At 70.0% G+C, this 22,742-nt stretch carries 25 protein-coding genes and 1 pseudogene; 11 read left to right on the top strand and 15 right to left on the bottom strand.

Annotation, left to right across the window (positions count from 1 at the left end; translation table 11 throughout):
• Positions 1 to 46 precede the first annotated feature (46 nt).
• On the top strand, positions 47 to 982 hold the full coding sequence (locus tag HKD39_RS04835; RefSeq protein WP_171198681.1) for a 1,4-dihydroxy-2-naphthoyl-CoA synthase: 936 nt from the start codon (positions 47 to 49) through the stop codon (positions 980 to 982).
• A gap of 46 nt (positions 983 to 1,028) precedes the next feature.
• On the top strand, positions 1,029 to 2,231 hold the full coding sequence (menE, locus tag HKD39_RS04830) for an o-succinylbenzoate--CoA ligase (protein ID WP_212753973.1): 1,203 nt from the start codon (positions 1,029 to 1,031) through the stop codon (positions 2,229 to 2,231).
• Positions 2,232 to 2,284: 53 nt separating this feature from the next.
• On the opposite strand, the gene HKD39_RS04825 is transcribed toward menE, so the two are convergent.
• Positions 2,285 to 3,055, bottom strand: a complete 771-nt coding sequence (locus HKD39_RS04825) for a putative protein N(5)-glutamine methyltransferase (RefSeq protein ID WP_343074599.1) — start codon at positions 3,053 to 3,055, stop codon at positions 2,285 to 2,287.
• Positions 3,056 to 3,368: 313 nt separating this feature from the next.
• Here HKD39_RS04825 and HKD39_RS04820 point away from each other — a divergent pair, with 313 nt between their 5' ends.
• Positions 3,369 to 3,746 carry a YbaN family protein gene (locus HKD39_RS04820; RefSeq protein ID WP_171198680.1) on the top strand — a complete coding sequence of 126 codons (378 nt, stop codon included), beginning with the start codon at positions 3,369 to 3,371 and terminating at the stop codon, positions 3,744 to 3,746.
• A 376-nt stretch (positions 3,747 to 4,122) separates the two neighbouring features.
• Positions 4,123 to 5,001 (top strand): 1,4-dihydroxy-2-naphthoate polyprenyltransferase, encoded by an 879-nt coding sequence (locus HKD39_RS04815; protein WP_171198679.1) that lies wholly within the window; start codon positions 4,123 to 4,125, stop codon positions 4,999 to 5,001.
• Between the two features lie 23 nt (positions 5,002 to 5,024).
• On the opposite strand, the gene HKD39_RS04810 is transcribed toward HKD39_RS04815, so the two are convergent.
• Positions 5,025 to 5,315: a hypothetical protein gene (locus HKD39_RS04810; protein WP_171198678.1), complete on the bottom strand. Its 291-nt coding sequence runs from the start codon at positions 5,313 to 5,315 to the stop codon at positions 5,025 to 5,027.
• Entirely contained in the window at positions 5,293 to 5,523 is a 231-nt protein-coding gene (locus HKD39_RS04805; RefSeq protein WP_171198677.1) for a hypothetical protein, read from the bottom strand. Before HKD39_RS04805 ends, HKD39_RS04810 begins: the two co-directional genes overlap by 23 nt.
• Positions 5,524 to 5,600: 77 nt before the next feature.
• On the opposite strand from HKD39_RS04805, the gene HKD39_RS04800 reads away from it, so the two are divergent.
• The 5 genes from HKD39_RS04800 (at position 5,601) to HKD39_RS04785 (ending at position 10,326) form a co-directional block, all read left to right on the top strand.
• Positions 5,601 to 6,089, top strand: coding sequence for a hypothetical protein (locus tag HKD39_RS04800; protein WP_171198449.1), 489 nt, complete (start codon positions 5,601 to 5,603; stop codon positions 6,087 to 6,089).
• Entirely contained in the window at positions 6,071 to 6,484 is a 414-nt protein-coding gene (locus HKD39_RS18640; RefSeq protein ID WP_212753969.1) for a hypothetical protein, read from the top strand. The genes HKD39_RS04800 and HKD39_RS18640 overlap by 19 nt, the downstream gene beginning before the upstream one ends.
• 213 nt (positions 6,485 to 6,697) lie before the next feature.
• On the top strand, positions 6,698 to 8,014 hold the full coding sequence (aspS, locus tag HKD39_RS04790; protein ID WP_171198676.1) for an aspartate--tRNA(Asn) ligase: 1,317 nt from the start codon (positions 6,698 to 6,700) through the stop codon (positions 8,012 to 8,014).
• Positions 8,015 to 8,024: 10 nt separating this feature from the next.
• Entirely contained in the window at positions 8,025 to 8,159 is a 135-nt protein-coding gene (locus HKD39_RS19960; RefSeq protein WP_281361785.1) for a hypothetical protein, read from the top strand.
• Positions 8,160 to 8,169: 10 nt separating this feature from the next.
• The gene (locus tag HKD39_RS04785; RefSeq protein WP_171198675.1) at positions 8,170 to 10,326 is read left to right on the top strand and encodes a S9 family peptidase; all 2,157 of its coding nucleotides are present in this window, start codon (positions 8,170 to 8,172) and stop codon (positions 10,324 to 10,326) included.
• Positions 10,327 to 10,338: 12 nt separating this feature from the next.
• Here HKD39_RS04785 and HKD39_RS04780 read toward each other — a convergent pair whose 3' ends face one another.
• Positions 10,339 to 11,262 (bottom strand): NAD-dependent epimerase/dehydratase family protein, encoded by a 924-nt coding sequence (locus HKD39_RS04780; protein WP_171198674.1) that lies wholly within the window; start codon positions 11,260 to 11,262, stop codon positions 10,339 to 10,341.
• Between the two features lie 466 nt (positions 11,263 to 11,728).
• Here HKD39_RS04780 and HKD39_RS04775 point away from each other — a divergent pair, with 466 nt between their 5' ends.
• The gene (locus HKD39_RS04775; protein ID WP_171198673.1) at positions 11,729 to 12,514 is read left to right on the top strand and encodes a L,D-transpeptidase family protein; all 786 of its coding nucleotides are present in this window, start codon (positions 11,729 to 11,731) and stop codon (positions 12,512 to 12,514) included.
• Positions 12,515 to 12,656: 142 nt separating this feature from the next.
• Here the strand turns inward: HKD39_RS04775 and cds1 are convergent, their stop codons facing one another.
• The 3 genes and pseudogenes from cds1 to HKD39_RS04760 form a co-directional block, all read right to left on the bottom strand.
• Entirely contained in the window at positions 12,657 to 13,814 is a 1,158-nt protein-coding gene (cds1, locus tag HKD39_RS04770; RefSeq protein ID WP_171198672.1) for an L-cysteine desulfhydrase Cds1, read from the bottom strand.
• The gene (locus tag HKD39_RS04765; RefSeq protein ID WP_171198671.1) at positions 13,811 to 14,236 is read right to left on the bottom strand and encodes a DUF4229 domain-containing protein; all 426 of its coding nucleotides are present in this window, start codon (positions 14,234 to 14,236) and stop codon (positions 13,811 to 13,813) included. The genes cds1 and HKD39_RS04765 overlap by 4 nt, the downstream gene beginning before the upstream one ends.
• A 223-nt stretch (positions 14,237 to 14,459) precedes the next feature.
• A pseudogene (locus HKD39_RS04760) lies at positions 14,460 to 14,912 on the bottom strand (Lrp/AsnC family transcriptional regulator); the annotation flags it as partial.
• A 329-nt stretch (positions 14,913 to 15,241) separates the two neighbouring features.
• On the opposite strand from HKD39_RS04760, the gene HKD39_RS04755 reads away from it, so the two are divergent.
• Complete coding sequence (locus HKD39_RS04755; protein WP_171198968.1) at positions 15,242 to 15,466, top strand: BldC family transcriptional regulator; 225 nt, start codon at positions 15,242 to 15,244, stop codon at positions 15,464 to 15,466.
• Between the two features lie 129 nt (positions 15,467 to 15,595).
• On the opposite strand, the gene HKD39_RS04750 is transcribed toward HKD39_RS04755, so the two are convergent.
• From HKD39_RS04750 to HKD39_RS04710, 8 genes are all read right to left on the bottom strand, one after another.
• On the bottom strand, positions 15,596 to 15,844 hold the full coding sequence (locus tag HKD39_RS04750; RefSeq protein WP_171198670.1) for a hypothetical protein: 249 nt from the start codon (positions 15,842 to 15,844) through the stop codon (positions 15,596 to 15,598).
• A gap of 125 nt (positions 15,845 to 15,969) precedes the next feature.
• Positions 15,970 to 17,043, bottom strand: coding sequence for a c-type cytochrome biogenesis protein CcsB (ccsB, locus tag HKD39_RS04745; protein ID WP_343074598.1), 1,074 nt, complete (start codon positions 17,041 to 17,043; stop codon positions 15,970 to 15,972).
• Positions 17,044 to 17,142: 99 nt separating this feature from the next.
• Positions 17,143 to 18,945, bottom strand: a complete 1,803-nt coding sequence (gene resB / locus HKD39_RS04740) for a cytochrome c biogenesis protein ResB (protein ID WP_171198668.1) — start codon at positions 18,943 to 18,945, stop codon at positions 17,143 to 17,145.
• On the bottom strand, positions 18,946 to 19,773 hold the full coding sequence (locus tag HKD39_RS04735; protein WP_343074597.1) for a cytochrome c biogenesis CcdA family protein: 828 nt from the start codon (positions 19,771 to 19,773) through the stop codon (positions 18,946 to 18,948).
• Positions 19,770 to 20,429 (bottom strand): TlpA disulfide reductase family protein, encoded by a 660-nt coding sequence (locus HKD39_RS04730; protein ID WP_171198667.1) that lies wholly within the window; start codon positions 20,427 to 20,429, stop codon positions 19,770 to 19,772. The genes HKD39_RS04735 and HKD39_RS04730 overlap by 4 nt, the downstream gene beginning before the upstream one ends.
• Entirely contained in the window at positions 20,426 to 21,328 is a 903-nt protein-coding gene (locus HKD39_RS20750) for a histidine phosphatase family protein (RefSeq protein WP_425488414.1), read from the bottom strand. The genes HKD39_RS04730 and HKD39_RS20750 overlap by 4 nt, the downstream gene beginning before the upstream one ends.
• The gene (locus HKD39_RS04715) at positions 21,325 to 21,831 is read right to left on the bottom strand and encodes a hypothetical protein (protein ID WP_171198666.1); all 507 of its coding nucleotides are present in this window, start codon (positions 21,829 to 21,831) and stop codon (positions 21,325 to 21,327) included. The genes HKD39_RS20750 and HKD39_RS04715 overlap by 4 nt, the downstream gene beginning before the upstream one ends.
• A 51-nt stretch (positions 21,832 to 21,882) precedes the next feature.
• Entirely contained in the window at positions 21,883 to 22,557 is a 675-nt protein-coding gene (locus tag HKD39_RS04710; RefSeq protein WP_171198665.1) for a hypothetical protein, read from the bottom strand.
• Positions 22,558 to 22,742: the final 185 nt, after the last annotated feature.

Below are 22,742 nucleotides of genomic sequence, written 5' to 3'. Positions count from 1 at the left end.
AAACCACCCGCCGCGGAGCGGCCCAGCTCGGCGATATCCTGCGGGCATGGTGAGCGAGCTCTTCGACCCGTCCCGCTGGCGCGAGGTTGAGGGCCCGGGTTTCGCGGACTTCACCGACATCACGTACCACCGCCAGGTCGGCGAGCGCCGGGACGGCAGCACCGGCGACCTGCCGACGGTGCGGATCGCGTTCAACCGGCCCGAGGTGCGCAACGCGTTCCGGCCGAAGACGGTCGACGAGCTGTACACGGCACTCGATCACGCCAGGATGACCTCGGACGTCGGCTGCGTGCTGCTGACCGGCAACGGTCCATCGCCAAAGGACGGTGGCTGGGCCTTCTGCTCCGGCGGCGACCAGCGCATTCGCGGCCGCTCCGGCTATCAGTACGCCGAGGGAGACACCGCGGAGACCGTCGATCCGGCGCGGGCCGGGCGGCTGCACATTCTCGAGGTGCAGCGGCTGATCCGGATGATGCCCAAGGTGGTGATCGCGGTGGTGCCGGGTTGGGCGGCGGGCGGCGGCCACTCGCTGCACGTGGTGTGCGACCTGACGCTGGCCTCGGCCGAGCACGCCTGGTTCAAGCAGACCGACGCCGACGTCGGCTCGTTCGACGGCGGCTACGGCAGCGCCTACCTGGCCAAGATGGTCGGCCAGAAGTTCGCGAGGGAGATCTTCTTCCTCGGCCGCGAGTACTCCGCCGAGCAGATGCACGCGATGGGCGCCGTCAACGAGGTGGTGCCGCACGCCGAGCTGGAAAACGTTGCGCTGCAATGGTCCGCCGCCATCAACGCCAAATCGCCGACGGCCCAGCGGATGCTGAAGTTCGCCTTCAACCTGACCGATGACGGCATGGTCGGCCAGCAGGTCTTCGCCGGTGAGGCGACCCGGCTGGCCTACGCCGCCGACGAGGCCGTTGAGGGTCGCGACGCCTTCTTGGAAAAGCGCGACCCCGACTTCTCCCCGTTCCCCTGGGCGTACTGACGCCGCAGGCGCATTGCGCTCCGCTCGGCCCTCGTATGGTCGATGGGTGGCATCCAGCAGCAGTCTCACGGTGACCGGGGTCGATACCAGCGCGGTCAACGACCCGGCGGCCCGCCAGGCGTTGGTGGACCGGCTGCGCGCGGTGCTGGACGGGGCGGAAACCATTGCGCCGCTACCGGCACCGGGGTCAGCACCGGCCCCGACACCGGTGCGGCTGGACGAACGTGACCTGGCCGCCGGGCGTCCCGCGGTGGTGCTGCCGACGTCGGGGTCGACGGGCGAGCCGAAGCAGGTGATGCTGTCGGCCGCGGCGTTGCGGGCGTCCGCGGCGGCGACGCACGCCAGGCTCGGCGGCGCGGGTGGCTGGCTGCTGGCGCTGCCGCCGTGGCACGTCGCCGGGTTGCAGGTGCTGCTGCGGGCAGCGGGTTCCGGCCAGCCGGTGGCCGTCACCGAGCCGGGACCGTTCACCGCGCAGAGCTTCGTCACCGGTGCCGGGCGGCTGCACAGCGGCCGACGGTACGTCTCGCTGGTGCCTACCCAACTGCGCCGGCTGGTGGACGACGCGAGCGCCGTGGCGGCACTGCGGGATTTCGACATGGTGCTGCTGGGCGGTGCCGCAGCCGATCCAGCTCTGCTCGCGTCAGCGGCCGACGCCGGCGTGCGGATCATGCTCACCTACGGGATGAGTGAGACCTGCGGTGGGTGCGTCTACAACGGCGTCGCACTCGACGGCGTTTCGGTGGAACTGCTTGACGGGCAACGCATTCGACTCACCGGCCCGGTGGTGGCCAACGGCTACGCCGGTCGCCCGGACGATCCGGCTTTCGCCCGGCCGGGCAGCTTTCTCACCAACGACCTTGGGGTGTTGGAGGGTGACATCCTGACGGTGCTGGGCCGCGCCGACGACGTGATCGTCACCGGCGGAATGAAGGTTGCACCGGCCCGACTGGAACACGCCCTCGGCGCTGTGCCGGGAATCGGCGAGGTGCTCGCGGTGGGCATCCCCGACGACGAATGGGGCGAGGCCGTCACCGCGCTGCACACCGGCGCCCAGCTGCCGGAATCCGCGGTGCGGCAAGCCCTGTCGGCCCTTCCCGGCTACTACCGTCCGCGCCGTTGGCTGGCGGTGCCCCGCCTGCCGGTGCGCGGCCCAGGCAAACCCGACCGGCGGGCCGCTGCCGAGCTGGCGCGCCGGGCCGCGCGGGCGCTCCCGCCCGAGGCCGAACCCTCCCATCCCGATACCTCGTAAACCAACACATGCCGCCGTGCGCTGCGCTGCGGATGCCGGCTGGCGCGACAGGTTCAGGGCAGCCGGCCGGCCAGTACCATCGCACCGGACTCGTCGTCGCGGTGCTCTGCGACCACAAACCCGTTGTGCCGCAACAGTTCGACGTGAGCGCGCTGCTGGGCGTTGCTGGATTCGACCACCAGCGCACCGCCAGGCATCAACCAGTCAGGGGCCGCGGCGGCGATCCTGCGGTGCACCTCCAGACCGTCCGGGCCGCCGTCCAGCGCGGCGCGCGCCTCGTGGTCGCGCGCCTCCGCAGGCATCAGCGCGATGGCATCGGTCGGCACGTACGGCGCGTTGGCGGTGATCACGGCGATCCGGCCGCGCAGGGCGGCCGGTACCGGTGCGAACAGATTACCGGTGACGACCGTCGCCCCCGCGAGGTTACGCTCGGCACACGCGGTGGCCGCCGGATCGCTGTCGGCAGCGACGACCCGCAGTCCGGGCACCCGCCGGACGAGCGCGGCGGCCACAGCGCCTGCGCCGCAACACATATCGAGCACGGTGTCGCCGGATTGCAGCAGCCGTGCGGCGACCCGAGCCAGCAGCTCGGTGCGCCGTCGCGGGACAAACACTCCTGGACGCACCGCAACCCGCAACCCGTCGAACTCGGCCCAGCCCAGCAGATACTCCAGCGGCTCACCGGCACAGCGGCGTCGCACCGCATGTTCCAACTCGGCCCCGGCGAACTGCTCGCGCAGCAACCTGGCCTCGTCCTCGGCAAAGACGCAGCCGGCGGCCCGCAGCGTCTGCACCACTGCTTGCGTCGCCGCCGTCTCGGACACGGACAACAGTGTGCCCCGCCCCGCCGGCGATGAACGGCCCTGCGGTCGGATCGCCAGCGATCCCGGCGCGCCCGCTACCGACCCGGGTGCGACGAACGGAGAGTGCGCCGGCCCGGAACCGGGACCTCTCGCACTGCCGTCCCGCCGTCCGGGTGCCTAAGCTGGGCGCAGCTGCCGTCGGCGACCAAGCTGCGCCGGCACCGATGGGTTGGGGGTCTGGTTGCAGGTGTCGCAGCAACCGCCGCCCTCGCCGCCGCAGTCGAGTGCGGCCGGCGAGCCGGGCCGACCGCTCGCCCGCCGCAGCACCCGCTGGATGTGGTTCCTGGCCGGCTGCCTGGCGGTGGGCCTCGGCCTGATCGGCATCGCCTTGCCGGTGATTCCCACCACCGGGCCGATGGTGCTGGCGGCCTACTGCTTCGCCCGATCCAGCCCCCGGGCGGAGGCCTGGGTGCTGCGGCTGCCGGGCGTCGGACGGATGATCACCGATTTCCGTGCCGGACTCGGCATGCCCCGGCGCGCGAAAATCATTGCCTGCAGCATGATCTGCCTGGCCTGCACCATCAGCGCGGTGCTCACCGGCTCGTGGTGGGTGCGGATTGCAGTGCTGGCGCTCGGCGCGATCGGCGTCGCCTACATCGTCTGGAAGGTGCCGACCCGGGAGACGGTGCTGGCGGCCCGCGCGGCCCGCTGAAGGCGTCGGCGACCGGCCCGCGCTCGGCGGCTGGCGTTGTCCGTGCCCTGCAGGGCCGCCCGGCGGGCCAGCACCAGCGGGACTGCACGTCGGGTGAGCGGAAAAATCGGCTGCTCGAATCGCGTCGCCGCAGGTCGGATTCTGCTTCACCCCATCGAGACGCGATTTTTTCCCCTGACGGCGCTCCGGCGCGGAGCCCGGCACGGCAATATGGCGGCGGCGCCGTTGGACCGCCGCCCGGCAGCGAGGAGAATTATCGGCGCCTCGACGCGTCCTCGGCGAAACTCACCTGGGCAAACGTAGTTCGAGCAGCCGATTTTTCCGCCGACCAGCGCCGGAGCGGTGACGCACCGTCAGCCCGATAGCCTTGGGCCCTGTGGCCACCGCAGCAGACTGGATCTCCGCCGCCCGACCGCGCACCCTCCCCGCGGCGATCGCACCGGTCATCGCCGGCACCGGCGTCGCCATCGCCCTCAACTCGTTCGTCTGGTGGAAGGCGCTGCTGGCGCTGGTGGTGAGCCTGGCGCTGCAGGTCGGCGTCAACTACGCCAACGACTACTCGGACGGCATCCGCGGCACCGACGCCGACCGGGTCGGACCGATGCGGCTAGTCGGCTCCGGCGCCGCCGAACCGGGTGTGGTCAAGCGCGCCGCGTTCGCCGCCTTCGGCGTTGCCGGGTTGGCCGGGCTGGTGTTGGCCGCGACCTCGGGTTGGTGGCTGGTGATTCCCGGCGTGCTGGCCGTGGTCGCGGCCTGGTTCTACACCGGCGGCCCGAAACCGTACGGCTACTCGGGCTGGGGCGAGGTTTTCGTCTTCGTCTTCTTCGGCCTGTTCGCGGTGAACGGCACCACCTACGTGCAGGCCGGCCGCATCTCGTACGGGTCGGTGGCGCTGAGCATCGGCATCGGGCTGTTGGCCTGCGCGCTGCTGATCGCGAACAACCTGCGCGACGTCCCGACAGATGCGGCGACCGGCAAGCGCACCCTCGCGGTGATCCTCGGCGAGCAGATGAACCGGCGCATCTACCTGCTGATGGTGGGCGGCGCGCTGCTGGCGCCTGTGGTGATCGGGCTGCGGCGGCCGTGGGTGTTGCTCGGCCTGCTGTCCATCGTGCTGGCCATCCCGCCGGCGAAGGCCGTCTGGAACGGCGCCCGCGGCCCCAAGCTGATCGGGGTGCTCGCCGCGACCGGGCGCCTGGAGTTCGGCTACGCGGTGCTGTGCGCAGTCGGCATGGCGTTGGAGCGGGCCACCTGAGTGGTCTCGGTGCCGGCCGGGAATCACGGAATGAAATCTTCTTCCAGATTCCCGGCCGCGTCTGTTAACTTCTTGCCACCGCTCGCTTTCGTCCCCGGCAGATCCCTACCCGTCTCGTCGCGGCGAAGCGTCTCGACCGGTTCCCGGTCGCTACCCACCTTCACCGGCCTGCTGCCGCAGCGCGGGTACGCCGAGTCGGCTGTGCCCGGACACCGCTGCATCTGCGGCGCGAGCACGCCTTCCAGCGACGCGCCACGGCGGTCGGCCGGCTCGACCTTGTTAAGGCGATGATCAGATGACGGACTCAGCAGCACCTACCGAACCCGCCCCCGAAACCCACGGGCCGGACGCCGGCCGAGCGCTTTCCGCGCGGTCGATCTCGCGCCGCACCCTGCTCGCCACCAGCGCCATCGCACCGCTGGGCCTGGCGCTCGGCACCGGTCGGGCGGACGCCGCGATCGCTCCACCGACGATCAAGATCGTCCAGGAGCCGGACCCCGACGAGGCCAGGATCCCGGACATCCTGCGCCACCCGAACGGCACCATCATCGCGGTGTGGCACAAGGGCCCAGGACACTTCGACCCCGGGCGTCATCAGGGTGGCGTACAGCACCAATGCGACCACCTGGTCGACCCCGCACAACGCCCTCTACAGCAGCGCGCCGGTGGCCGGGCGCGACACCCGCGACCCGAAGCTCGGCCTGCTCAACGACGGCACCGTCATCCTCACCTTCTTCACCAAGCCGGGCAACAACCAGGGTTACCAGGTCTGGTACTCGGTGTGGCGCCCTGGCTGGGAGTACTTCACCGAGCCGAAGTTGTTCTCCGCGGCCGGACCCGCCGGCATGCTGGAGCACGGCGGTGTGCTGGCGCTGCGGGACAACGGCAGCTTCGTCAACGAGGTGTCGTTCCCATCTACTACGGCAGGGCCTGGTTCGTGCGGGCTCAGTGGAACAGCAGCAGCCAGACGCTCACCGCGAAAGCGCCTGCGCGCCAACTCATCGCCAACACCAGCACCGTCGAGTACACCGAGCCGAGCTTCGTCCAGATCGGCGATTGGGTCGTCTGCATGGTGCGCAGCGACGTGATCGGCGACCCGCACGGCCGATTGCCCTCCATCCACTACTGGTGGCGGGCGTACGAGACCAATCCCACCATCTACAAGCAGACGCTGAACATCAAGGCGAGCTCGCATCATCTGCTGAAAACCTCAGACGGAAAGGTGCTGCTCACCTACGGCGACGGGGCGATCACCACTCGTCCCACCAAGGGGTTGCTGATCTCCAATCCTGCGGACGTGTGGAACCTGGGAACGCCAACCCCCATCTACGATCTCGGCACCGAAGACTCGGCCAATCCCTCGAGCATCGAGATGCCGAACGGCACCTTCTACACCACCGGGATCAACACCAAGACCCGCGCCGAGTCCCCTTACGGCGGCACCCTGTGGCTGATCTCCAGCACCAGAGCCGATTACCAGTAGCGGCGCCGCGCTAAGCTGATCCGGTCGGGCCACGACGGGGAGTGACGCCCCTACCAGCCCGGCCGGGTTCGGCGCCCGCACCGGCACCTGCCGGTAGAAGCGGCCGATTCAGTTGAGGCCGACCACATTCCAGGTCGGCGAAGGTGTGGTGGCACCGCGAGCCTCCCGATCGCCCACACCTCCCGGGGACCGTCATCCCAGGAGGTGAACAGCTTGTCCAGCACCACATCCACCGCGCCGGCGCGGTCAGCACGCACGCTTGCCGCCGTTCTTCACCACCAGCCACCGGGCGCCGACGTGCGCCTTGCGGGCTGGGTGCACCGCAGGCGCCGGCTCGCCGGCGTCAGCTTTCTGCTGGTCCGCGACCGCAGCGGCATCGCCCAGGTGGTGGTCGCCGACCCGGCCACCCGCGACGAGCTCGACCGGCTGGCAGAGGAAACCTCCGTCGTGGTCGAAGGAATCGCCACCGCCAACCCCCAGGCACCCGGCGGGGTCGAGGTCACCCAGCCGCGGCTCACCGCACTCACCGACCCGGCCGAAACGCCACCGGTCGAACTGTGGCGACCCGAGCTCTCGGCCGGCCTGCCGGCGCTGCTGGACAACGCCGCTGTGACGCTCCGGCATCCGCGGCGGCGGGCGGTGTGGCAGTTGGCCGCGGCGTCGCTGCGCGGGTTCCGTGACACCCTCGACGCCGCTGGCTTCACCGAGATCCGCACCCCGAAAATCGTCACCGGCTCCACCGAATCCGGCGCCAACGTCTTCGGCGTGGATTACCTGGGGCGCAAGGCCTTTCTGGCGCAGTCGCCGCAGTTCTACAAGCAGATGATGGTCGGGGTGGCCGAGCGGGTCTACGAGGTCGGCCCGGTGTTCCGTGCCGAGCCGCACGACACCGTCCGGCATCTGTCCGAATACACCTCGCTCGACGTCGAACTCGGCTTCGTCGCCGACCACCGCGATGTGCTGCAGGTATTGCGTTCGGTACTGGCCGGGATGACGGATGCCGCCGCGGCCAGCCCGGCCGCGGCCTTGCTGCGGCCGAGAATGCCGGTCGTGCCCGAACAGATCCCGGTACTGCACTTCACCGAGGCGCTGCGATTGGTAGGCGCCGACCCGGACGAGCCCGACCTCGCCCCGGAACACGAACGCCGCCTCGGCGCCTGGGCACACCGCGAGCACGGCTCCGATTTTGTTGCGGTGGAAGGGTTTCCCGCTGCGAAGCGCCCGTTCTACACCCACCCGCAACCGGACGATGCCCGCTACACCAACTCGTTCGACCTGCTGTTCCGCGGGCTCGAGCTGGTGACCGGTGGCCAGCGGCTGCACCGCTACCCCGACTACCTTGCGGCGCTCAAGGCGCGGGGCGAAGACCCCGCGCAGTACCAGGGTTATCTGCAAGCGTTCCGACACGGCATGCCGCCCCACGGGGGCTTTGCCATCGGCCTGGAACGCTGGGTCGCCCGGCTGCTGGAGCTCGACAACATCCGGCTCGCCGCGCTGTTCCCCAGGGACGTGCACCGGCTCACCCCATAGGCCCGGCGCCGTGGTCACCGGCGCCGTCTTCACCGTCGCCGCGGTCACCGGCGCCGAGGTGGGCGTCGGTGCGGTGGGCGTCGGTGCGGTGGCGCGGTCGCCGGTCGGCTGCGACGGTTGGTTGGAAAGACCGTTGGTTGGATAAGTTGTTGGCCATGCCAGACCGCTCCGCGCCCTCCGCCGCGCAGTCAACACAGCAACAGCCGGATGCCGCCGATATCGCCCAGTTCGTCGCGACACCGCGCATCACCTCGGTCGCCGTCGACCCGACCGGCGAACGCCTGGTCGCGGCGGTTCAGCAGCCCGACGCCGACGGCGGCCGGTACTCGAGCGCGCTGTGGGAACTGGACCCGAAGGCCAAGGCCGAACCCCGGCGGCTGACGTTCTCGGCCCGCGGCGAGTCGGCGCCGCGGTTCACCGCCGACGGCCGGCTGCTGTTCAGCTCGGCACGCCCGGATCCCGCCGATCCCAAGGGTTCCGAGCAGGTTCCGGCGCTGTGGGAACTTCCGGAGTTCGGCGAGGCGAGCATCGTGGCCGAGGCTCCCGGTGGGGTGAACCTGGTGGCAACCGCCGCCGACGGCACCATGCTGCTGTCCTCCAGTGTGCTGGCCGGCGGTTCGCTTACCGACGACGAACAGCGCCGCAAGAACCGCAAAGACCGCAAGGTGACGGCGATCTGGCATACCGGGATGCCGATTCGGTACTGGGATCACGAGCTTGACGACGTCTCGCCGCGGCTGCTGCTGCGCCGTGCGGACGCACCGGTCTCCGACCCCGGCGCCGCCGTCGACCTGACGCCGGACGCGGACACCGTCAACCTGCTGAATGCCTCGGCGGACCTCTCGCCGGACGGGCGTTGGGTCGCCACCAGCTGGTCGCAACGCGGCCGCGGCGGTGAACTGAGCACCTCGATCGCGCTGATCGACACCAGGGCCGGACGGGGCGGCCGTGGAGCGCGACGGAAGCTGTTGCTGCGAGCCGGTTCCGGCTTCAACTACTCGGGTCCGCGGTTCGCCCCGGACGGACGTTCGCTGGCGGTGACCCGCTCGACGGTATCGACGCCGACGGACACCAGCTATTCGACCCTGGAGATTCACCCCGTTGCCGTTGGCGACACCGCCGGGGGCGACCCTGCCCGCGGCGGCACCGCCGACGGCGACCCGGTACAGGTGCAGCTCGGCGACCTGCACGCCAGCGAGTACCGCTGGGCCGCCGACGGCAAAACCCTTTACGTCACCGGCGATCTGCACTCGCGCGGGGCCGTCGTCGCCGTCGACCCGCGCACCGGCCGCATCCGCAAGACAGTTGCCGGCGACGCGGTGTACTCGTCGCTGAGCCTGACCGCTGACGGCACCTACCTGTTCGCCCTGCGATCGACGGTCGACAGCCCACCGACTCCGGTGCGCCTCACTCTGCGGCGCGGTCAACCTCCGGTCACGATTCCGACTCCGGGCCGCATCGCCCCGCTGCCCGGCAGCCTTGAGTGGGTGCAGGCCGAGGTTCCCGACGGCTCCGGCGGCCGGGTTCTGGTCGGCGGCTGGCTCTGCACCCCGCGCGGTGCCAGCGCGAAAAAGCCTGCGCCGCTGATGGTCTGGATCCACGGTGGCCCGCACGCGTCATACAACTCGTGGAGTTGGCGCTGGAACCCGTGGATCTTCGTCGCGCGTGGATACGCGGTGCTGATGCCCGACCCGGCCATGTCCACCGGCTACGGCGACGCGACGCTGAACCGGGCCTGGCCACGCCGGCCCGACCTGGTCTGGGCCGAGGTGGAAGGACTTGCCGACCACGTACTGCACCGAAAGACGTTGGACGGCAAGCGGACCGCCCTGCTCGGAGCGTCGTTCGGCGGCTTCATGACGAACTGGATCGCCGGGCACACCAAGCGTTTCAAGGCCATTGTCACGCACGCCGGGCTGTACGCCCTTGACCAGCAGCATCCGACCACCGATGCCGCAGCGTCCAAAGTGCGTGTACATCTGACGCCGGACGAGCTGCCCGAGTGGTACGCCGCCTACTCCCCGCACCACCACGTCGGCAACGCCACCACGCCAATGCTGGTGACGCACGGCAACAAGGACTACCGGGTACCGGTCAGCGAGGCGCTACGGCTGTGGTGGGACCTGGTGTCCCGGTGGCCGGGCAAGCCGGCCGACATGCCACACCGGTTCTTGCAGTTCACCTCGGAGAACCACTGGATCCTGTCCCCCGGCAACGCCTACGTGTGGAACACCGCCGTCGCCGACTTCGTCGATCGGCACGTGCTCGGTCGCAAAACTCCGGACGAGCTGCCGGAGCAGCCCGCCGACTGATCGCGAACGCGGTCAACCACCGGCCCGCAGCGCCGCCAGTCCCTGCGGGTAGCTGGTGGTGACGAATTCTCCGAAACGGTCCTTGAACTTGTCGGAGACGAAGATGTTGTCGACCGCGTACCGCGGCAACAGTTCCCAGATCTCCCGAACCTGTTCGCTGAACAGGCGCGCGATGCCGAAGTCCGCTTTGCTGACCACCCGGTACCGGATCGGCCGCTGCCACAGTCCGGCAGCCACCTCGATCAGCTGGGCGTAGGTGCGCCGGTCGTCGTCGCAGGGTAGGTGCCAGGTCTGCCCGTAGGCGTCGGGAGTGTTGCCGACCAGCGCCATCGCCCGGCTGGCATCGGGCGTCCAGATCAGCGTGCGCAGGGTGCGATCGCTGATCGGCACCCGCGGCTTGGCGTCGGCCGCGATCGGGTCGAGGACCAGCGAGTTGGTCACCCCCTGCGTCTTGTCGGGGCCGTAGAACTCCGGTGCCCGGCAGATCACCGCCTCCACCTGCCCGGAAGCCATCGCATCCAACAACATCGTGGCGATCAGGGCCCGGGTGACGGCCTTCGGCCCGACCGGTTCGAACGGCGTCTGTTCGGTCTGCGGCGCACTGGTCTTCGGGTACATGTAGGTGTTGTCGAAGAACACCAGCTTGGTTCCGTACTTGGCGCAGGCGTCGATGGTGTTCTGCATCATCACCGGCAGTTGCTCCGCCCACAGCGCGGCTTTCGGCGGCAAACCCACGGTCAGATAAGCGATCTCGCTACCGGCGACGGCATCCGCGGTCTGCTGGGCACTCATCAGGTCGGCGGCAACCAGTTGGTCGCTGTCGTGCAACCTGACCGGTTTCCGGCTGACCAGCCGCAGGTCGGTGGTGTAACTGGCGTGCAACTCCTTGGCCAGCTCCGTCCCGATCTGACCGCTGGCACCGAGAATCGCCTGCACGCCCAACCACCCTTTCCTACGACGCCACCCAGCCTAAGGACGAATGTAAGCGACGTCAACATTGCCCGCGGTCAGTCCGGGCCGAGCAGCCGCTCCGCACGCTCGGTGCGGCGGGCTCGAACGGGTCGATGTCGTAAATCCGGGTCCAGTGCAGTTCTCGATGGCATTTACCCGGTCGAACTGCGAACCAGCCACCGATCGGCGACATCTCCTCGCGCGCACTCAGCGATTTCGCCGACCGTGGCAACCAATCGGAGCGGCCATGCGTCTGTACCTACGAGCGGCCACCACAGCGGCCGGAACGGCGCGGCGGCACCGCTCAACGCAGCAAGCAGCACCAACAAGCAACGCGGCAAGAGCAGCACCAGCACGGGCCCGGGGGCACTGGCCCAAGCACGATCGTCCTTGCGCCGCGGCGGTTTCCATCAAGGTTCCGCTCGGGCTCGCACAACGGGAGGGAATACCCATGCGTTATCCAAAGCTCGTCAGCACCGTCGTCGCGGTGGCGGCGGCCGCCGGTATCGGCGCCGGCTCCATCGGGATCGCCGTTGCTGCTTCCGGTCCGGAAGCGCCTGCGGCACAAACGGTCTCCAGCACTGTGCCAGCAGCGAGCGGCAGTGACACCGCCCTGTTCGCGATGGCCGGGGGCCCGGCAGCGACGGCGCTGCGCGAGGGTTCGTCCGGGCCGGCCGTCAAGAAACTGCAGCAGCAGCTGCTCGATCTCGGGTACTGGAACACCGGGGCCGACGGCCAGTACGGGCAGACCACGGCGCAGGCGGTGATGGCCTACCAGAGCGCCGCCGGCATCGACGTCGACGGCGTCGCCGGCCCGCAGACCCAGGCCGCGCTGGCCAAGAAGGTGCGACCGGCCGTCCGGACCACCAGTGGCAACGCCGTCGAGATCGATCTGGGCAAGCAGCTGATCAAGATCGTGGAGAACGGCAAGCTGCGCTACACCTTCCACACCTCGACCGGCAGTGGGCAGCCGTACGGCCAGGACGGCAACACCTACACCGCCACCACGCCCACCGGCACGTTCACCATCGAGCGCGGCATCGACGGCATGCGGGTGTCCAAGCTCGGCGAGCTGTGGCGGCCGCGGTACTTCTACGCCGGCTACGCCATTCACGGCTCCAACTCGATCCCGAACTACCCGGCCAGCCACGGCTGCGCCCGGCTGTCCAATGCGGCGATCGACTTCATCTGGTCGGCGGATCTGGCGCCGATCGGCCGCACCGTGCTGGTCTACTGACCGCATCCACCGCACAACCGCAGCCCCCGACCCGACGCCAACCGCGCCGGGTCCGGGGCCCTGCGGTCTCTGGGGCACTGCGGTGTCCGGAACGTCGGCGTGACCCACCGGCGAAACGGCCTGCCGCGCGAGCGAGCTTGGCTCAGCCGCGCCAGCGTCCGGTGGTCAGGAACTCGTCGACGATGGCGGTGGCCGGCGCCAGGTCCCAGCCCTGCTGGGCCACCCAGTCGTCGTCGTAATAGGTGCGGCCGTACCGCTCGCCGGCGTCGCACAGCAGCGCAACGATCGAGCCCTCGGTGCCCTGCGCGCTCATCTCGGCGGCCAACGTGAACGCGGCCCACAGATTGGTGCCGGTGGACGGGCCAACCCGCTTGCCGAGCACCGCTTCCACCGCGCGCATGGCGGCGACCGAGCTGGCGTCCGGAATGCGGATCATCCGGTCGATCACCTGCCCGACGAAGCTCGGCTCCACCCGCGGCCGGCCGATGCCCTCGATCTTCGAACCACCGCCGCGCACGCTCGGCTCGGCTGCCCGCCACGCCGGGAAGAACGCCGAGTTCTCCGGGTCTGGGACGCAGAGCCGGGTCGGGAAGCCGCGATAGCGCACATACCGGCCGATGGTGGCCGAGGTGCCGCCGGTGCCCGCCGCGATGACGATCCATTCCGGAACCGGATGCCGCTCCAGTTCCATCTGCGCGAAGATCGACTCGGCGATGTTGTTGTTGCCGCGCCAGTCGGTGGCCCGCTCGGCGTGGGTGAACTGATCCATGTAGTGCCCGCCGCACTCGGCGGCCAACCGTCTTGACTCGTCGTAGATGGCGGCGGCGTCGTCCACCAGGTGGCAACGACCGCCCTGCGCCTGGATCAGCGCGATCTTCTGCGGCGAGGTCCATGCCGGCATCACCGCGACGAACGGCAGGCCGATCAGCCTGGCGAAATACGCCTCGGACACCGCCGTCGAACCGGACGACGCCTCGATCACCGTCGTGCCCTCGGTCAGCCAGCCGTTGCAGAGGGCATACAAGAACAGCGACCGAGCCAGCCGGTGCTTGAGCGAGCCGGTGATGTGCGTCGACTCGTCCTTGAGGTACAGCTCCACACCCACCGCCTCCGGCAGCGGGAAGCGCAGCAGATGGGTGTCGGCGCTGCGCTGGGCGTCGGCCTCGATGCGCTGGACGGCCCGCGCGGTCCAGGCCCGCGCGGCCGGATCCGAGCGGTCGAGGCTGCGGCCGCCGCAGCCGGCGGGCTCGCGACCGTCGCCGGCCGCCGAGGGGTGAAGGACGGCATCGGTGCTGGTCATCGCGGGGTCCCGCGGTCGCGCTCGTCATCGTGGCGCTCGTCATTGTCGCGCTCGTCGCCGGGCTCACCGGCGGGGGGTGTCGCGCGCGGCACGCCCTGGGTGCCTTCCAGCGCCTGCTGCAACTCGGCGCGGGTGCGGCGCCGCTCGCCGGATCGCTGCTCCAGCGCCTCGGTGGCGGCCAGCCGTTGCCGACTGAAGATCAGCCAGCTCAACGGCAGCCCGGTGATGATGGCCAGCATCGCCGCCACCAGCACCGGCATCTCCAGTCCGACCAGCGCAGCGACGCCCCAGATCACCGTCGCCAACACCACCAGCAGGCCGAGCCGCAGCGCCACGTACCCGACGATCGTCGCGATGCCGGCTCCGGCTCGAGCCGGTCCGGCCGGCTCTGCTGCCGATTGCCCAGATGCCGAAGAACTCACCAGTTCAGGGTATCCGCCCGGATCAATCGGTCGGCGCGGCCGCCGGCTCGGACCCGGTGCCGGACTCGGGGCCGGCGGCAGGCTCGACGGCGGGCCCGGCGGCGGGCTCGATGCTGGGCCCGGGGCTGGTCGCGCCATCGGTGCTCTTCGCACCGTCGGCGCCATCGGCGCGGTGGTCGCCGGCGGCACCGTTGGCACTGTCGCCGATGTGGTCGAGCGCCGGCTCGGCAATCGACAGCTGGTGCGGGCGCATCTCGAACCTGGTGTCGAGCACCACCGTCGTGCGGGTCCGCGCGACGCCCTCGATACCGCGCAACCGGCCGAGGCACAGGTGCAACGCGTCAACGCTGGCGACCCTGACCTTGACGATGAACGCCTCGTCGCCGGCGACCGCGTAGCAGCTCTCCACCTCAGGCATCCGGTCGAGTGCATCGGCGATATCGGCGTCGTTGCCGTACTCGCCGGGTTCGATGCCGACCAGCGCGGTCACGCCGAGGCCGATCTCGCTCGGGCTGACCACCGCTCGGTATCCGACGATGACCCCCGCCGCTTCCAGTTTGGCCACCCGCTCGTGCACCGCCGACGACGACAGGCCGACCGTGCGCGCCAACTCGGCATAGCTTGCCCTGCCGTCGGCCCGCAGCCTGTCGATCAACCGCCGATCCACCGCGTCCACGACAGTCAACCTACTGCAGCCGGCCCGCCCGGCCCCGACGGCTGATCGGACAACTACGGCAGGAACTGGTCTCGGCGTCAGCACCGGGCCGGTCGGTGCGGCCGGTTCGGCAGGCACCGAACGGGCCCGGTCAGATATTCGCCTGCGCCATGTTTGAGAACACGACGAACCGGGCACTGTAGCTGGACAGCCGAATCGATTCACTCTCCCGGCAAGGAGCCGATATGCAGCCGATCAACCCGACAAACGGCAGCGCAGTTCCCACCGGTCCAGGCCGCCCGGTCAGCGCGAACCACGCTGGCCCGCAGCATCAGGGCCAACACTCCGGCGTGCTCACCAGCCCGCCGCCGTCCGGCAACGACCAGCCGGAGAAGCTGCTCACCCCAGGTGAGGTGGCATTGATGTTCCGGGTCGACCCCAAGACGGTGACCCGCTGGGCGTCGGCGGGCCGGATCGGCTCGATCCGCACCCCCGGCGGCCACCGCCGGTTCCGCGAGTCCGAGGTGACGGCGCTGCTCGCTCAGCTCACCGTCGAGGCCGCGCCCGAGCGCTGAGCAGTCCCTGCAGTCAAAACAGCAGTCCACAGCACACAAACACAAGACCGGCCCCGCACGCTGCGGGGCCGGTCTTGTGTGTTCAGGTCTGTGGTGTTCAGATCGTGTACTGCCGACGTGCCGTTGCCGTCAGGCGGAGGCGCCGGCGCCACCGGATCCGTTGATGTCTTCGCCACCGCGGATCTTGCGGTCGATCTCGCGGAGGAACTCGGGATCGTCGTCCGGCGCGACGGTACGGGGCTTGGGTCGCGGCGGCGTCGGAGGCTGCGGGTTGCGGGCTTCCGAGCCGGACGACTCGCCGGGGCGGGCCCCGTCAAGGCCCCGCCAGGCCAGAGCGATCACGACAACCGTCACGGCCAGCGCGATGAGCAGATACATCTCAACCTCCCTTGGCCGATCGGTGCCCGGTCTCCGGTGCAACTATCGGCACGGCACCTAGCTTTCAGAGTACGCACTTCTGCGGGCATCTGGTGAATCGTCGTGGTATTGCACGGTGCCGGGGGTCAGCTGGCGTAGCTGTGCAGGCCGGTCACCACGTAGTTGATGAAGAACAGGTTGAAGATGATCGCGGCGAAACCGACGATGTTGACCCATGCGGCCCGGACGCCACGCCAGCCGCTGGTGTGCCTGGCATGCAGGTATCCCGCGTAGAACACCCAGCTGATGAACGCCACCGTCTCCTTCGGGTCCCAGCTCCAGTAGCGCCCCCAGGCCACCTCGGCCCACAGCGCGCCGGCGATGATCGCGAAGGTGTACAGCGGGAAGGCGACGATCGCGGTGCGGTAGGCGATCTTGTCCAGCAGCTGCAGCGACGGCAGCTTGCCAGGCAGCGAGTTGGCCAGGTCGACATCGTCGGGATGCTCGGTGACCTTGCGGTCGTAGCGATGCCGCAGCAGGTACATCACCGACGCGGCGCCGGAGACCAGCAGCACCGAGCCGGAGATCGACACGGTGGTGACGTGGATCCATTTCCAGTACGAGTTCAGCGACGCGACCACCGGACCGGCCTTCTGCCACAACACCGTCCCAGCCAGGAAGGCCAGCAGCGTCACCGGCGTCAGCACGAACAGGCCGAGACCGCGGGCCTTGGTCTTGGCGGCCAGCACCACCCAGCACAACACCGCGACGAAGCAGAATGCCGCCGAGAACTCGTAGACGTTGGCCAGCGGCAACCGGCCGGCCGCGATGCCGCGGGTGACGATGCTGATCAGGTTCGCCACCAGACCGACGACGGTGACCACCATCGCGGCCCGCCCGAACCGCTCGCTCCAGCTCGGAGGCTGCGCGGGCCCTTGGGTCTGGGCCGCGGTGGGCGGCTGCTGGCCGGACGTCACTGTGACGTCGGCGCTGCCCGAGGGGGTGGAGCCGGCGGTGGCTGCGGTGCCGGCGATACCGGCGGTGTTCGCGGCGCCGGCGCCGCTGCCCACCAGCAGACCGGACTTGGCGGCGACCCTGCGGGCCGCGCTGACCGCCTCCAGCTCGGTGGGGGCACGGCGCTTGGCCGCGAGCTCGATACCGAGGCACACCAGCGCCACCAGATAGGCGGCCATGGTGGCCTGGAACGCGAGGTCGCTCACCTGCGCAATCGATGAGTTCGGATTCATTGCTCCGCCCTGTCTTTGCCTTGATCTCTGCCGGTGACGCTGCAGTTTCCGGTGACGCTGGTCCGCTGCCGACTACTCATCGGATTCCCGCTCCGGCTGGGCCGGATCGCCCAGACCGGCCCGCTGTCGCCGGCGCCGCTCGGTGCCGGGCACGGCCGGTGCTGCAGCGGACTCCGCCTGTTGTGAGTGCTCGGGGCTGGTGGCGGTTGAGGCAGCGGCTTCGGTAGCGGGATCGGGGACGGCCGGTCCGGCCAGCCGGGCGACGGTGTCGAACTCCGCGCCGTAGCCGGCCTGGTCGGTGCGTGCCAGCCCACCCACGCTGACGAGACTACGACCGGCGCCCCCGGCACCGGCGTCCGGCCCGTTGTCGGCACCGATCGGGGTGATCCGGAACCAGACCCGGCGGCGCTTGATGATCAGCGAGATCATCAGGCCGCCCAGCAGCAGCACTGCGAAGACCAGGGCCCAGAACTGGCCGGGGTCGTAACTGGTCTGCAGCGCCGCCCAGTTGCGGTAGCCGGTGAATTCGATGGTGGTGCCGTCGTCGAGGGTGGTCCGCTGCCCCACCATCAGGTTGACCTCTTTGATCTCCTTCAGCTTGCCGGCGTCCACCTGGCCCTGGTCGATCGCGTAAACCGACTGCGGCACACCGCTGTTCACGCCGAGGTCACCCCGGTAGATCTTCACCGCGAGGCCGGGTGCGGTGGCCTGCGGGAAGACGCTGGTCATGATGCCGCCCTGGACAACGGCGGTGGGCGCGAACAACCCGGCGATGGCCAGCTGCTTGGTGCTGTTCTGGTCGGCCGGGACGCCGGGCGGGTCCGGGATCTTGACGGCTCCGGTGGACAACAGCGACGCGTCGTTGGAGATGAAGTTGGAGGTGACGTCGCGGGTCTGCCCGTTCGGCCAGGTGACCTTCAGCTCGGGGGCGTATCCGTGGCCCATCAGGTACAGCCGCTGGCCGTTGAGCCGCAGTGGCTCGTTGACCTCGATGGTGGTGCGCTGCCAGGCGTCTCCTGGTTGCTGGGGGTTGGCCTGGTACTGCACGTCTGCCTGGAATCCGGTGGCCATGCCCTCGGGGGAGAACTGCGCGGTGAGCTTGTCGAGCTGCACGCAGAACGGCGTCAGATCGGTGCCGTCAACGGTGATGCCGGCACGGAAGGTGTCGTACGAGGCAACACTGGAGCAGTACGACTCGCCGGTGCCGATCAGCCGGCTGCCCGAGTAACCGAACAGCGCGCCGGTGGCGACGGCGCCGAGCAGCCCGATCAGCGAGAAGTGGAACACCAGGTTGCCGAACTCGCGCAGGTAGCCCTTCTCGGCCGAGACGGTGTAGCCGCCGGCCGTCGCCGGTTCCGCACTGCGCAGCACCCGCCAATGCCGTTGCCGCAGCTGCTGTTCCACCCTGTCGGCGGTGGCCTCCGGGTCGGTGTCGACCCGGTACTCGGTGGACAGCGGCATCCTGGCAAGGTTCCGCGGGGTGCGCACCGGTTTGGCCCGCAGCTGCCGCGCGAAGTCCACCGACCGCGGCAGCACACAACCGATCAGCGAGATGAACAGCAGCAGGTAGATCGCCGAGTACCAGGGCGAGGCGAACACGTCGAAGAAGCCGAGCTTGTTCAGCAACGGTCCCCAGGTGGTGTGCTCGTCCAGGTACGCCTGGGTCTTCTCGCGACCGTTGTCCCACTGCGGCAGCAACGCCCCGGGAAGCGAAGCCAGCGCCAACAGGAACAGCAGAATCAGCGCGGTGCGCATGCTGGTGAGGCCGCGCCACACGTTGCGCAGGAACTGCAGGGTGGCCCTGACCTTCCCCGGCTTGGCCGGGGGTCGCGGGGTGGCACCGGTGGTGCGGCCGGGGGCGTCGGTGATGGTCATCTAGAGCACCGTTTCCGTGCTGGCGAACCGGTTCTGCAACCAGCGGATGAAGCTCTCCCAGGTTCCGGAGACCATCAGCAGGCCGATGACGATCAGCGCCACCGCCCCGATGATCTGGATGGTGCGGGAGTGCCGCCGCAGGAAGCCGACGGCGGCGGTGGCCCAGCCGAACCCGAAGGCCAGCAACAGGAATGGCACACCGAGACCGAGGCAGTAGAGCAGGGTGAGCAGCAGCCCCCGCCAGAGCGCGCCGTTCCATTCCATCGAGATGGCCAGCGACTGCACCCCGAGGTAGGTGGGGCCGATGCACACCACCCAGCCCAGCGCGAAGAATCCGCCGAGTAGCAGCGCGCCGAGGTAACGGCCGGTCGGGCGGGAGTGGATGCGCGCCTCCCGCTGCAACGGCCGGACCCAGCCCAACATCGCCATGCCCATGATGACGGTGATCACCCCGCCGATGCGCAGCAGCAGAGACTGGTTGTCCAGCACCAGGTTTCGCAGCCCAAGGATCAGCACCGAGATGGCCATGAAGACCACCGTGAAGCCGGCGACGAACAACGCCGCGCCACGGACAGCGGCAGACCTTGTGGTCTTGGTTGCGGTGTCGGTCCTGGTGCCGGTGCCGCTGGGCCGCGAACCGCCCGCGGTCTGCTCGGAGCCGACCAATCCCACCAGGTACGAAAGGTAACCGGGCACCAGCGGCAACACGCACGGCGAGGCGAACGACACCGCGCCGGCGGCCAGCGCCAGGGCGCCGGCAATCAGCAGCGGACCGTCGACGACGGTTTGGGTGATGCCGCCGGCGGCGAGCATCGACGTCGCACTCACCTGGTCGGCACCGCCTGACTCGGCGCCGGGTTGGCAGGCACCGCCTCACCGGCGGGCGGCTGCTCGGCGGCGATCTTCTTGAGCGTTTCCACCAGCGGAGCCGGATTGTCGAAGGCGCCCAGCTTGACGTACGCCACCCGGTGCTGCCGGTCCAGCACGATGGTGGACGGGATGGCGGTGGCGGGGAACCCGCGGATGGACAGCAGCGTGCGGGCCTGCTGGTCGAAGATCGAGGGATACGGGACGCCGAAGGACTTCTCGAAGTCGGCGGCGGCCTGCTTGCTGGCCTCCCGCACGTTGATCCCGATGAACTGCACCCCGTCGTTGGCGGTGAGCTTTGCGGCCGTCGCCAGATCGTCGGCCTCACCGCGGCACGGGCTGCACCAGGCTCCCCAGAAGTTCAGCACCACCACCTTGCCGGGGTAGTCGGCCACCGAGATGCGCTTGTCGGAATCGACGGCGGGGCCGGCGATCTCACCCAGCGGCTTGCGCTCGCCCTGCGGATAGCTGAACTCGCTCTTGCCACCGGGCGAGACCAGCGCGAAGGTGCCGTCGGCCGAGACCGAGTTGCCGGAACAGCCGGCCAGCAGCAACCCGAGCACCGCCAGCAGCGCTGCGGCGATCCGTGGCGTCCTGGCGGCTTTGCGGTGGCTCATGCGCCGGTCCCCCGTCCCTGTGCCGACAACCTGGCCATCGGCTCCTGATAGCCGATGCTGCCGAGCACTCCGTCGGTGAAGGTGAAGCTGGTCAGCGAAGCCAGCGCGCACTCCCGGCGCGCGGGGTTGTGCCAGAGCCGTTGCCCGGCAAGGAATCTGCGCAACGTCCAGATCGGCAATTGGTGGCTGACCAGGACGGCGGTGCCGCCCACCGCAGCTGCGCTGCCGTTGGAGGTGCCGGCTCCGGCGGGCCCGGCGTCGGTGCTGGAGCTGCCCACGTCGCCGGCCGCGGCGTTGGTGACTGCGGCACTCGGGTCTGCGGCGTTGCTGCCTGCGGGGTCGGCATTGCTCAGCGCGGTGACGGTGTCGACGGCCTCGTAGAGCGCGGCCAGCATCCGCCTGGCGATGTCAAGGTACGGCTCGCCCCAGCTGGGCAGGGTGGGCTTGACCAGTCGCGGCCAGTTGGCCGGCTTGCGAAGTTGCGCAGGGGTGAACCGGCTGCCCTCGAAGACGTTGTCGGCTTCGATCAGCCGCTCGTCCAACACCAGCGGCAGCCCGGTGGCCTGTGCGATCGGCTCGGCGGTCTGCACCGCCCGCTGCAGGGGTGAGGCCACCAGATAGCGGATCGGCGGCGTGGTGACCGCCTGTGCCGAACCGGCGTCGGTGAGCGCGGCGGCGACACCGGCGGCCATCCGGCGCCCGAGGTCGGACAGCGGGTAGCCGGGCAGCCGGCCGTACAGAATCCCGCGCGGGTTGTTCACCTCGCCGTGCCGCAGCAGCAGCACCGCGACCGGCGCCGTGGCCGGCTGCCGCGCGCCGGAGCGCTGACCGGTGCCGTCCGGACGGGCGGCACGATCGCTGCCGCGCTGCACGGCGGCGGGCGGGTCCAGCGATGTCACGGCGACAGTGTGGCAGCCGAAGATGTGGACCCCGCCGCCCAGCCATCGGCACCCGGGGTTTGCCGGGACGTTGGTCCCGGGCGGGTGGCCCGGCGCAACCGGGAACGACGCACCGCGTCGGCCACGGCGGCAGTCAGCGACAGCCCGCCGACCAGCAGCGCCCCGGCGGCGCCCACCAAGAATCCGGTCGAGTACCTGACGATCTCGATCTGCTTGCCGTCCGGCAGATAGGGGCCCCACAGCGAGGTGCTCATGGACTGGAAATACAGCCAGACCGCCACCGCGCAAGCCAGCACCGCGCCGGCCGCGGCCAGCCACATCCGCACCGCCAGCACCGACGCGACGCCGGTACTGGCCAGCCGGACTCGGCCGCGCCGGCGCGCGCCGTGCTGGCGCAGGTCGTTCTGACCCGGGTCGTTCAGACTCGGGCCGAACTGAGTCGGGCCGGGCTGAGCGCCCGGCTGCGGCGGCGTCGCCGGTTCGGGCCGGGCCGGCGATGTCATCGAGTGCCGAACCGGCAGCCGCTGGTGCTCATGCCAACCATCATCGCCCCATCAGGAGGCGGCGCGGCGCCTGGCCATCGCCCTGGCGAAGAACACCCCGCCCTTGCCCAGGTAGGTCAGCAGCACCGCGACCACCAGCGCAACGGTGGCCAGCAGCGTCAGCAGGTTCGAGACGCCGAGGAACATCGTGGCGAGCATGGTGACCGCGACCACGCCGACCAGCAGTCGGCGGGCCCAGGCCGCGCCCTGGCGCAGGAACCAGCCGGCCGCCATCGCCGCGATGCCGAGGATGATGAACGCCACCGAGATGATGGTGGTGCGGCTCTTGGCGTTGTCCCGCATGTCCTGGGTGACGGTCGCGCTGGTGTATTTGTTGCAGTTCGCCGCGCGATCCTTGACATCCTGCGCCGCGTTCTCGGCGGGCTTGGCCTCACCGTTGATGCCGCTGCCGCCGGTCTGGCCGAACTCCTGCCGGCACTTGGCGGTGTCCTGCTGGTAGGAGGCAACCGCCTTGTCCAGGTCGCTGTTCAGGTTCGCCACCGACATCACGCCCATGTACGTGAACAGCAGCCCGGCCAGGATGCTGAGCACCGTCGAGACGATGATCCCGCGCGGCGCCACCAGCGGCTTGCTGGGATCGTCGTCCTCAATGACGGGCGGGGTCAGCGCGGCGGAGAGATTGTTGAGAAATCCGCCGCGGCGGGGCCGCTCGGCCGGTGTCGTCATGGCAGGCAACCTATCTGGCTACAGGGGCCCGGCGCCGTACCGCGGTGGCGGAGCGGCCCCGTCGGGCACTGGTCGGGTCAAGCTGGTCGGGTCGAACTGATCGGCGCCGGGCAGCGCCTCGGTCGGGTCGGCGCCATCGGTGCCGGATCCCGGGGTGCGCGCACCGGCGCATGCACAGTGCCCTG

Source organism: Nakamurella aerolata, from assembly GCF_013002705.1.
GTDB classification, from domain to species: Bacteria; Actinomycetota; Actinomycetes; order Mycobacteriales; family Nakamurellaceae; genus Nakamurella; species Nakamurella aerolata.
This window is presented reverse-complemented; position numbering and strand designations above follow the sequence as displayed.

Coding starts and splice junctions, on each gene's coding strand:
- HKD39_RS04835 (WP_171198681.1), top strand. CDS start 47: ATGGTGAGCGAGCTCTTCGACCCGTCCCGCTGGCGCGAGGTTGAGGGC.
- HKD39_RS04820 (WP_171198680.1), top strand. CDS start 3,369: ATGTGGTTCCTGGCCGGCTGCCTGGCGGTGGGCCTCGGCCTGATCGGC.
- HKD39_RS04805 (WP_171198677.1), bottom strand. CDS start 5,523: ATGTCCGGGATCCTGGCCTCGTCGGGGTCCGGCTCCTGGACGATCTTG.
- HKD39_RS18640 (WP_212753969.1), top strand. CDS start 6,071: ATGGTGCGCAGCGACGTGATCGGCGACCCGCACGGCCGATTGCCCTCC.
- HKD39_RS04785 (WP_171198675.1), top strand. CDS start 8,170: ATGCCAGACCGCTCCGCGCCCTCCGCCGCGCAGTCAACACAGCAACAG.
- HKD39_RS04775 (WP_171198673.1), top strand. CDS start 11,729: ATGCGTTATCCAAAGCTCGTCAGCACCGTCGTCGCGGTGGCGGCGGCC.
- cds1 (WP_171198672.1), bottom strand. CDS start 13,814: ATGACCAGCACCGATGCCGTCCTTCACCCCTCGGCGGCCGGCGACGGT.
- HKD39_RS04750 (WP_171198670.1), bottom strand. CDS start 15,844: ATGTATCTGCTCATCGCGCTGGCCGTGACGGTTGTCGTGATCGCTCTG.
- resB (WP_171198668.1), bottom strand. CDS start 18,945: ATGACCATCACCGACGCCCCCGGCCGCACCACCGGTGCCACCCCGCGA.
- HKD39_RS04730 (WP_171198667.1), bottom strand. CDS start 20,429: ATGAGCCACCGCAAAGCCGCCAGGACGCCACGGATCGCCGCAGCGCTG.
- HKD39_RS04715 (WP_171198666.1), bottom strand. CDS start 21,831: ATGACATCGCCGGCCCGGCCCGAACCGGCGACGCCGCCGCAGCCGGGC.
- HKD39_RS04710 (WP_171198665.1), bottom strand. CDS start 22,557: ATGACGACACCGGCCGAGCGGCCCCGCCGCGGCGGATTTCTCAACAAT.